Raw genomic sequence first — 1425 nt, 5'->3', positions numbered from 1 at the left:
CTCGGCCAGGGCGTGCAGGAGCGCGTGCGCCTCCGGCCGGTCCTTGCGCTGCACGGCGACGGCCAGCACGGCGTCGTCGGGCAGCACGTCGGCGGCCATCGCGGTCAGTACGCTCTGCGGACCGACCTCCAGGAACGTGTCCATCCCGCTGGCACGCAGCGCGGTGATCCCGTCTGCGTAGCGGACGGCCTCCCGCACGTGCCGCACCCAGTACTCCGGGATGCGGATCTCGTCGGCGTCGGCCAGCGCGCCGGTCACGTTCGACACGATCGGCAGCAACGGCGCGGCGAAGGTAAGCCCGGACAGCACCGCCCGGAACTCGTCGAGCATCGGCTCCATCAGCGGACTGTGGAACGCGTGGCTGACCGTCAGCCGGCGAGTGCGGACACCCCGGTCCCGCCAGACCCGCTCCACCTCGTCCAGCACCTCGACGGCACCCGACACGACCACCGACGTCGGACCGTTGACCGCCGCGACGCCGACCCGGTCGCCCAGGCCCGCGAGAGACTCCACCACCTCCGCCTCGGCGGCGGCCACGGCCAGCATGCCACCGCCGGCCGGCAACGCCTGCATCAGGCGGCCCCGCGCCGCGACGAGCTGACACGCGTCGGCCAGGGACAGCACCCCGGCGACGTGTGCGGCCGTGATCTCACCGATCGAGTGGCCGGCCAGCATGTCGGGAACGATCCCGAACGACTCCACAAGCCGGAACAACGCCACCTCGACCGCGAACAACCCGGCCTGCGTGAACACCGTCTGATCCAGCAAGTCCGCCTCGGCGGTGCCCGCCGCGGCGAACAGCACCTCCCGCAGCGGACGCGGCAGCAGCGCGTCGAGGTGCGCGCACACCTCGTCCAACGCGGCGGCGAACACCGGGAACCCGGCGGACAACTCCCGGCCCATGCCGGCGCGCTGCGCACCCTGACCCGAGAACAGCAGCGCAAGCTGACCGCGTGCGGCGGCGGAGCCCGTCACGACAGCCCCGGAGGGCTCGCCCGCCGCCACCGCCGCGAGGCCCGCCAGCAGGTCGTCCCGGTTCGCCCCGGACACGACCGCCCGGTGCTCCAGCGCGGACCGCGTCGCCACCGAGGACCACGCGACGTCCACCGGACGCCGCTGCCCGTCCGCCGACAGCCAGCGCGCCCACCGGCCCGCCTGGGCCGACAGCCCCGCCGCGTCGCGGGCGGAGAGCAGCACCGGCACCACCGGCGGAACGTCCCGGGCGACGATCTCGCCCTCGATCGCCTCGGCTGGCGGCTGCTCGATGATCACGTGCGCGTTGGTGCCGGAGATGCCGAACGACGACACCGCCGCCCGACGCGGCCGGTCCACCTGCGGCCACGGGGTGGGCTCGGTGGCGAGGGCCACCGCCCCGGAGGTCCAGTCGATGTGCGGGGACGGCTCGTCCACGTGCAGGGTCGGCGG

Annotated in this window: 1 protein-coding gene; it reads right to left on the bottom strand. The window is 74.6% G+C overall.

Annotated elements, in window-relative coordinates; genetic code table 11:
* On the bottom strand, window positions 1-1425 hold a 1425-nt coding region (locus AB0G08_RS30150), incomplete at both ends, for an acyltransferase domain-containing protein (protein WP_358094371.1).

It is taken from the genome of Micromonospora sp. NPDC023644 (assembly GCF_040640115.1).
In the GTDB taxonomy this organism is placed as follows: domain Bacteria; phylum Actinomycetota; class Actinomycetes; order Mycobacteriales; family Micromonosporaceae; genus Micromonospora.
Note: the sequence above shows the minus strand (reverse complement) of the source record. Positions and strands in the feature narration are given on the sequence as shown.